This is a genomic window from Bacillus lumedeiriae (assembly GCF_044891285.1).
In the GTDB taxonomy this organism is placed as follows: Bacteria; Bacillota; Bacilli; order Bacillales; family Domibacillaceae; genus Pseudobacillus; species Pseudobacillus lumedeiriae.
The window spans coordinates 41,822-49,713 of record NZ_JAUIYO010000018.1 but is presented as its reverse complement, the minus strand read 5'-3'; the positions used below and the strand labels follow the sequence as shown (position 1 = coordinate 49,713).

The window sequence follows — 7,892 nt, the reverse complement described above, 5'->3', positions numbered from 1 at the left end:
GGCGATAGCGAAGAGGTCACACCCGTTCCCATACCGAACACGGAAGTTAAGCTCTTCAGCGCCGATGGTAGTTGGGGGCTTCCCCCTGTGAGAGTAGGACGCTGCCAGGCAAACGAAAAGAACAGCAGAAGCTGTTCTTTTTTTATACTTAAATCATTTACTCTTCTAAAACTAGTAAATAGATTTGTAAAAGTTTATCTTTGCAATCACTAGATTCGTATATTTTCAATAAATAAGGGCATACTACCTTCTAGGAGGTGGGGAAATGAAAAAGTTATATAATAAAAAGACTTGTATCATCTGTGATAAGGAAAAGGTAGAAGGAATGCATGTGTATACGGCTTTTATTTGCTGGGAATGTGAAAGAGACATTGTTCAGACAGAGCCTGAGGAAGAAGAATACGCAGATCTTGTAAAGAAGTTAAGCAAAATAAGAAAGTCATCTGTTTTGTCGTGATTCAGAGAGTATAATGTGTTAGGCTAAGAGAAAAGTATAAAAGGCAGGATTTCAAGTGAATCACACAAGCATTCCAATTATTGAAGCATTACAAGAACATATAAAGCAGCAGCCGTTGTCCTTTCACGTACCAGGTCATAAAAATGGCTATACGGGAATACAAGAGCTGCTTGCTGACTTTCAAACTATTTTGCGTTACGATGTAACCGAAATTTCAGGATTGGATGATTTTCATTCGCCGGAAGGCTGCATTTTAGAAGCACAACAATTATTAACACATTTATATAATACGAGGAAGAGTTACTTTTTAGTAAATGGAAGTACAGTCGGTAACTTGGCAATGGTGCTGGCTCTTTGTGAAGAAGGCGAGACTGTCCTCGTTCAGCGTAATTCTCATAAGTCCATTATTCATGCATTAAAACTAGCAAAGTTAAGACCTATCTTTTTAGATACAGAATATAATGCCCACATACAGACAGCTGGTGGAGTCAGCTTTGAGACAGTAAAAGAGGCATATCACCGCTATCCTTTTGCCAAAGCTATTATTTTAACTTATCCAAATTACTATGGGATAGCGGAGCCTCTTGGGGAAATTATTAGGCTGGCAAAGCAGAAAGGCTCTTTTGTGCTAGTTGATGAAGCACACGGTCCTCACTTTATATTACAAGATCCGTTTCCGCTAAGTTCTTTAAAAATGGGAGCGGATATTGTTGTTCATTCAGCTCATAAAATGCTGCCGGCAATGACGATGGGATCTTATCTTCACGTGGGATCACAAGATGTGCCGCTTACGAAGTTAGAATTTTATTTACAAGCTCTTCAGTCTAGCAGCCCATCGTATCCCATTATGGCTTCATTGGATATGGCCCGCGCTTATTTGGCTGGCATAACGGAAGAGGATCAGGCTTTTACGCTGCAAATGAGAGAAAAACTGGCTGAGCAGCTGTATCAAAAAGAGATCGAAACTGTTTTTTCAGATGATCCATTAAAAATGCTGCTTAGAAAGCCCGGCTATAGCGGCTATGAATTGCAGAAAAGGTTAGAAGAAGCACACATTTATACGGAAATGGCTGACCCGGTTCAAGTGTTATGTACACTTCCTTTATTTAAAAAAGGGGACGATGGGTTTCTTCTTAGAGTGAAAGAAAAGATTGAACAGCTTACAATAGAAGAAAGAAAATGCCGTTTTTTAGTAGATGCACCGCTCGTACATAAGCAAAAAGTGTCTCCCCTTGCTTTGTCTTATAAGGAGCAGGAGAAGCGTTTAAGAGAATGGGTGTGTATAGAGGAAGCTGCCGGCAGAATTGCTGCGGAAACGATTATCCCGTATCCACCGGGGATCGCCCTCATTATGAATGGAGAAAGAGTATCTGAAGAACAGGCAGTGATCGTGAAGAAGCTGATTGTCCAAGGTGTTCATATCCAAGGGGGGCAGCGGTTAGATGAAAATAAGGTGGCTGTTTTTTGTGAGGAGAATATAAATGAATGATTGTGTGGAGGAATATATGAAGCGGGGATTGTTTATTACGATCGAGGGCCCGGAAGGAGCAGGTAAAACGAGTGTCATTCAAATGCTGAAGCAAGGGCTGGCCGAAATAGGACAAACGGTAACAGCTACCCGTGAGCCAGGGGGCATTTCTATATCTGAACAAATCCGGGAAGTGATTTTAAATAAAGATCACACGTCAATGGATGGAAGGACAGAAGCTTTATTGTATGCTGCAGCAAGGAGGCAGCATCTCGTGGAAAAAATTATGCCGGCACTTCAAGAAGGCCATATTGTGCTATGTGACCGTTTTATCGATAGTTCTTTAGCTTATCAGGGCTATGCGCGGGGATTAGGCATGAAGGAAGTATACGAAATTAATCAGTTTGCTATTGGAGAGCTTATGCCCGATTTAACATTGCTATTTGATGTGCGCCCAGAAGTAGGACTTAACCGAATTAAAGCCCATGGGGAAAGGGAAGTGAACCGGCTTGATTTAGAAGCATTGTCATTTCATGAGAAAGTGAGAGAAGGCTATTTACAGCTTGCTGAACAATTTTCTGAACGCATTTCAGTTATAAACGCTGAAGCTGAAGTTGAGACGGTTTATCGAGAAAGCTTAAATCGGATCATGGCTAAAATGAACGAGTGATCGCTTAGTAAATAACTTTAGGAGAATTCCTGAGAAAGGGGTTCTTTTTTATTAATATTGTTTGTACAATTCAAAAAACATTCTTTTTCTTGGTATAATAGGAGAAAAAGGATGTAAAGAGGAGGAACAGGAATGAAATTAATTTTAGCAGTGGTACAAGATCAAGACAGCCAGCGTTTATCACAAGCTTTGATAGAAAATAATTTCCGGGCAACGAAGCTAGCTACAACAGGTGGCTTTTTAAAAGCAGGAAATACAACATTTATTATTGGTACGGATGACATCCGGCTTGATCGGGCACTTGCTATTATTAAAGATAATTGCCAATCAAGGGATCAGATGGTCGCCCCTGTTTCGCCAATGGGAGGCAATGCTGATTCATACGTTCCTTATCCTGTAGAAGTACCAGTAGGCGGGGCGACTGTATTTGTCTTACCAGTAGAGCAATTCCAGCAATTTTAATAGGGGACATGCATGATGAAAATCAACAAGGACATGAACTTTCACATAGATAAGCTGCAGACAGATCAAAAGTCGGGACAGGCGGGGCAATCGAAGTTTGCAAGCCTCGTTGAGCAGCAAGGTCATCAAATGAAGACGGAACAACTGACAAAGCTGCTTGTTGATATCGAAGGTGCGGGAGAAAGGCTGGCTCGTTCACGGACCTTTCAAGACATGGCCAAATATAAGATACTCGTCCGCCGTTTCATCAAAGAAGCGGTAGACTACGGAATGAATCTAAAGGATTCTCATACATGGAATCAATTTGGAGAAGGCCGCAAGTTGAAAATTGTAGAAACGATTGATGAGAGATTAATTGCATTGACAGAAGACGTAATGAATAAAGAAAAATCATCCGTCGATTTACTAGGCCAAATCGGAGAAATTAAAGGACTAATTATAAATTTATACACATAGGCGGGGATGACAATGTCCGATACACGGGAAGATTTAAAGAACTTACAGCCTATTGTGCTCAAAATGATAATGAACAGTTTGGTGAAAGAACGGGTAGCGCATGCCTATTTATTTGATGGTGATCCAGGCACAGGGAAAAAGAAAACAGCTTTTTATTTTGCTAAAAGTCTGCTTTGCGAAAAAGAAGGAGAGATTCCCTGTAATGATTGCCGCAATTGCCGGCGTATCGACAGCGGCAATCATCCGGATGTTCACGTAATTGAACCAGACGGTCTATCGATAAAAAAACAGCAGATCGTATTCTTGCAGCAAGAGTTTAGTAAAACAGCTGTTGAAGCAAAGCGGAAAATTTATATTATCAATCATGCAGATAAAATGACAGCCAGTGCAGCGAACAGTCTGTTAAAGTTTTTAGAAGAGCCAGCATCTGATACGGTCGCTTTTCTGTTGACTGAGCAGTCACAGAGAATGCTGCCAACAATTATCTCCCGCTGTCAGCTTCTTTCTTTTCAACCGCTGCCGCCAGCATCTTTAAAGGAGCAATTAACAGAAGAAGGAATCTCCCTGCCAATCGCTGCCCTTGTTTCAAGACTGACCAATAACATTGATGAAGCACTTCGTTTGAGCCAGGAAGAGTGGTTTGCACAGTCACGCAAAATAGTGTTAAAATTATACGAAGTCCTGCTCAAAAAACCATTAGAAGCCATGGTAAAATTACAAGAGGACTTTAACGGGCATTTCAAAGATAAACAACAGGTAAGTCTTGCGCTTGATCTTTTGCTGCTGCTTTTTAAAGATCTTTTATCTGTTCAGACGGGAGAAGAGCAAAGGCTTGCTTATCCTGATCAGCTTGCTTTGCTCAAGAAAACAGCTCTGCAATCTTCCATTGCAAAGACGACAGAGCAGCTAACAGCTATTTTAGAGGCAAAGCGGAAACTTGATGCCAATATGAATCCACAGCTGCTGATGGAACAGCTTGTGTTAAAACTGCAGGGGGGAACATCCTTTGTATGATGTAGTAGGAGTACGCTTTAAAAAAGCGGGTAAAATATATTATTTTGATCCAATGGATCTAGGAATTGAAAAGAATGACCACGTCATTGTAGAAACGGCTAGGGGTGTGGAACACGGTGAAGTAGTAGTCGGACCAAAAAAGGTGGAAGACGACGATATCGTTCTCCCATTGAAAAAGGTCATTCGTAAAGCGGATCAAAAAGACTGCTTAATTGTAGAGGAAAACAAGACGGCAGCAGCGGAAGCGTTTGAAATATGCTGTGCAAAAGTTGCCGAGCATAAATTGGATATGAAACTTGTTGATGTTGAATATACATTTGACCGCAACAAAGTGATCTTTTATTTTACAGCAGATGGAAGAGTAGATTTCCGTGAACTTGTGAAGGACTTGGCAGCCATTTTTCGAACGAGAATTGAGCTGCGGCAAATCGGTGTCCGTGATGAAGCAAAAATGCTTGGCGGGATCGGCCCATGCGGCAGAATGCTTTGTTGTTCAACGTTCTTAGGAGACTTCGAGCCAGTTTCAATAAAAATGGCGAAGGATCAAAACCTCTCATTAAATCCCACTAAAATTTCAGGTTTATGCGGCCGGTTAATGTGCTGTTTAAAATATGAAAATGATGAATACGAGGCAGCCAAAGAACTTCTTCCTGACATTGGTGCAAAAGTAAATACCCCTCATGGTGCTGGAAAAGTGGTAGGTTTGAATATCTTAGAACGGATACTTCAAGTAGAGGTATTCGAGCATGAGCGGATCCTTGAATTCACTATTGATGAAATTGGTTCAGAAGGTACAATGCCAGCACAAGCCACGGAGTAATGGGGTGGAATGGGTGGATAAAAAAGAATTTTTTGATTCGGTCAGTGATATGGAATTGCAAATTGGCCAGCTATATAAACAGCTTGGAGAGTTGAAAAAAAGCTTGATAGAAATGTTAGAAGAAAATCATTCATTAAGAATAGAAAATGAACATTTACGACGCCGGCTTGAGGAACTTGAACTTTCCCGAAGCCAGGATCGACAAGGAATAGCTGAAGGAATAAATAGTACAGACTCTTCAAAGCTGATGGATATAGGAGAAGGCTATGATAACTTAGCAAGACTGTATCAGGAAGGTTTTCATATTTGCAATGTTCATTTTGGAAGTCCGCGCAAAGACGAAGATTGCCTGTTTTGTTTATCATTTTTAAATAAAAAATAATAGAACGTTTTGAAGAGGCTGTCCATGAAGGCCAGTGCCGGAACTGCTCATTATCCAAGAAGGTCTTGAAAACCTTCTTGAATGGGGCAGCACCAGGCCTGCCTGGACAGCCTTTCTCTTTTTAGGATTGGCTATGTTAATGACTCGTGTTGATTGAAGCGAAAGGCACGTGGCTCTCGGACCGCTCGCAGTGGAAATCAACAGACAAGTTCAACAAAGCCTTTGAATTAGAAAGTACACATGAGAGGAAATGAAGTATGGTTTTGTTACGAGATGATGAAAGGCTTGATTATTTACTGGCGGAAGAACTAAGAATCATTCAGAGTCCATCTGTCTTTGCTTTTTCCCTGGATGCTGTGCTTCTCGCGAGATTTGCTTATCTTCCACTTAAGAGAGGGTCCGTTGTTGATTTATGTTCAGGAAATGGGGTTGTTCCGCTTTTAATGAGTACGAAAACAAATGTGCCGATCATTGGAGTGGAAATTCAGGAGAGGCTGCATGATATGGCTGTCCGCAGCATTGAATACAATGGACTCAAAGAAAGAATCACGATGATACACGGAGATTTGAAAGACGCTCCAGAACAATTAGGACGTGAAAAGCATAGTGTTGTAACTTGTAATCCTCCTTATTTCATCACGCCTTCTACGAAAGAAGTAAACATGAACGAACACTTAGCGATCGCCCGGCATGAAATTTGCTGTACACTCGAAGATTGTATCCGCTCGAGCAGCCAGTTGTTGAAGCAAGGCGGCAAAGCAGCATTCGTTCATCGGCCGGGCAGATTGTTAGATTTAGTTACGTTGATGAGAAGATATCGTTTGGAACCGAAACGTCTTCGGTTCGTTTACCCGAAAAAAGGAAAAGAAGCGAATACGGTACTGATAGAAGGGATGAAAGATGGAGCTCCCGACTTAAAAATATTGCCACCCTTATTCGTATATGATGAGCATGGGGAATATACAGAAGAAGTAAGAGAGATGTTATATGGAGAAAAGCACTAATCATTTCTTTTATGTGTTGGAGTGTAAAGATCATTCGCTGTACGGTGGCTACACGACAGATCTTGAGAAAAGAGTGAAGGCGCATAACTCTGGTAAAGGCGCAAAATATACACGCGGCAGAGGACCTGTAAGCTTAATTCATTGGGAAACGTTTAGCACAGTAACAGAAGCGATGAGGGCAGAATACGCGTTTAAACGGCTGACACGGAAGCAAAAAATCGATTATTTACAAAAGGAGGGCCGCTATTATGATAAGGAAACAAAAAAGTTTTGCTGATGAAGAGGCGGGAGCACTTTATTTAGTACCCACACCGATCGGCAACCTGGAAGATATGACTTTTCGCGCCATACGTGCGATGAAGGAAGCAGATGTAATCGCTGCTGAAGATACGCGAAATACAAAGAAGCTATGTAACTACTTTGAGATTGCCACTCCAGTGACCAGTTATCACGAACACAACAAAGAAACGAGCGGCAGGCAGCTGATTGAGCGGATGAAAAAAGGGGAAAAGGTAGCACTTGTCAGCGATGCTGGAATGCCATCGATTTCTGACCCCGGTTATGAACTGACGAAAGCAGCGATAGAAGAAGAATTGACTGTTATTCCGCTGCCTGGAGCTAATGCAGCGTTGACGGCATTGATTGCTTCGGGTCTTGCTCCCCAGCCTTTTTATTTTTACGGTTTTTTAAGCAGAAATAAAAAAGAGAAAAAAGAGCAGCTAAGCCATTTAAATAAAGTGCGTGATACGTTTATTCTTTATGAATCACCACACCGGTTGAAAGATACACTTGCCTTGATGAAGGAAGCATTAGGGGCTGAGCGGAGGATCGTATTGTGCCGTGAGCTTACGAAAAAGTTTGAAGAGTTTTTACGAGGGACAGTAGACGAAGCACTCTCCTGGGCAAAAGAGGAAGATATTTTGGGAGAATTTTGTTTGATCATTGAGGGGAATGAAACAGTCGAAGAAGTAGAAACGGAAGAATGGTGGTCTTCCTATTCTGTGGAGGAACATGTTGATTATTACATTGAAGAAAAAAACTTTTCTTCAAAGGAAGCGATTAAACAGACCGCTGTTGACCGCAAAATAGGGAAGAGAGAGGTTTATCAAGCTTATCATATAGAGTAAAAAAACGAGCCTAAATGGGCTCGTTTTTACTT

11 protein-coding genes and 1 rRNA gene are annotated in these 7,892 nt (G+C 41.4%); all 12 read left to right on the top strand.

What is annotated here, in order from left to right:
- Positions 1-110, top strand: a 5S ribosomal RNA gene (gene rrf, locus QYG89_RS15245); the annotation flags it as partial.
- 155 nt (positions 111-265) lie between these two features.
- On the top strand, positions 266-457 hold the full coding sequence (locus tag QYG89_RS15240; protein ID WP_404318837.1) for a sigma factor G inhibitor Gin: 192 nt from the start codon (positions 266-268) through the stop codon (positions 455-457).
- Positions 458-512: 55 nt separating this feature from the next.
- A complete protein-coding gene (locus QYG89_RS15235) occupies positions 513-1,946 on the top strand; it encodes an aminotransferase class I/II-fold pyridoxal phosphate-dependent enzyme (protein ID WP_404318835.1) in 1,434 nt (477 codons plus the stop codon).
- Between the two features lie 16 nt (positions 1,947-1,962).
- A complete protein-coding gene (gene tmk, locus QYG89_RS15230; RefSeq protein WP_404318857.1) occupies positions 1,963-2,595 on the top strand; it encodes a dTMP kinase in 633 nt (210 codons plus the stop codon).
- 132 nt (positions 2,596-2,727) lie between these two features.
- Complete coding sequence (locus QYG89_RS15225; RefSeq protein ID WP_404318833.1) at positions 2,728-3,057, top strand: cyclic-di-AMP receptor; 330 nt, start codon at positions 2,728-2,730, stop codon at positions 3,055-3,057.
- 15 nt (positions 3,058-3,072) lie between these two features.
- A complete protein-coding gene (locus tag QYG89_RS15220) occupies positions 3,073-3,513 on the top strand; it encodes a YaaR family protein (protein ID WP_404318854.1) in 441 nt (146 codons plus the stop codon).
- 12 nt (positions 3,514-3,525) lie between these two features.
- Entirely contained in the window at positions 3,526-4,527 is a 1,002-nt protein-coding gene (gene holB / locus QYG89_RS15215) for a DNA polymerase III subunit delta' (RefSeq protein WP_404318831.1), read from the top strand.
- Entirely contained in the window at positions 4,520-5,347 is an 828-nt protein-coding gene (locus QYG89_RS15210; protein ID WP_404318829.1) for a PSP1 domain-containing protein, read from the top strand. The genes holB and QYG89_RS15210 overlap by 8 nt, the downstream gene beginning before the upstream one ends.
- Before the next feature lie 13 nt (positions 5,348-5,360).
- Positions 5,361-5,729, top strand: coding sequence for a DNA replication initiation control protein YabA (gene yabA, locus QYG89_RS15205; protein ID WP_404318827.1), 369 nt, complete (start codon positions 5,361-5,363; stop codon positions 5,727-5,729).
- 257 nt (positions 5,730-5,986) lie between these two features.
- The gene (locus QYG89_RS15200; protein WP_404318825.1) at positions 5,987-6,733 is read left to right on the top strand and encodes a tRNA1(Val) (adenine(37)-N6)-methyltransferase; all 747 of its coding nucleotides are present in this window, start codon (positions 5,987-5,989) and stop codon (positions 6,731-6,733) included.
- On the top strand, positions 6,717-7,010 hold the full coding sequence (locus QYG89_RS15195; protein ID WP_404318824.1) for a GIY-YIG nuclease family protein: 294 nt from the start codon (positions 6,717-6,719) through the stop codon (positions 7,008-7,010). The genes QYG89_RS15200 and QYG89_RS15195 overlap by 17 nt, the downstream gene beginning before the upstream one ends.
- Positions 6,985-7,860 carry a 16S rRNA (cytidine(1402)-2'-O)-methyltransferase gene (gene rsmI / locus QYG89_RS15190; RefSeq protein WP_404318852.1) on the top strand — a complete coding sequence of 292 codons (876 nt, stop codon included), beginning with the start codon at positions 6,985-6,987 and terminating at the stop codon, positions 7,858-7,860. The genes QYG89_RS15195 and rsmI overlap by 26 nt, the downstream gene beginning before the upstream one ends.
- The last annotated feature ends 32 nt before the right edge of the window (positions 7,861-7,892 follow it).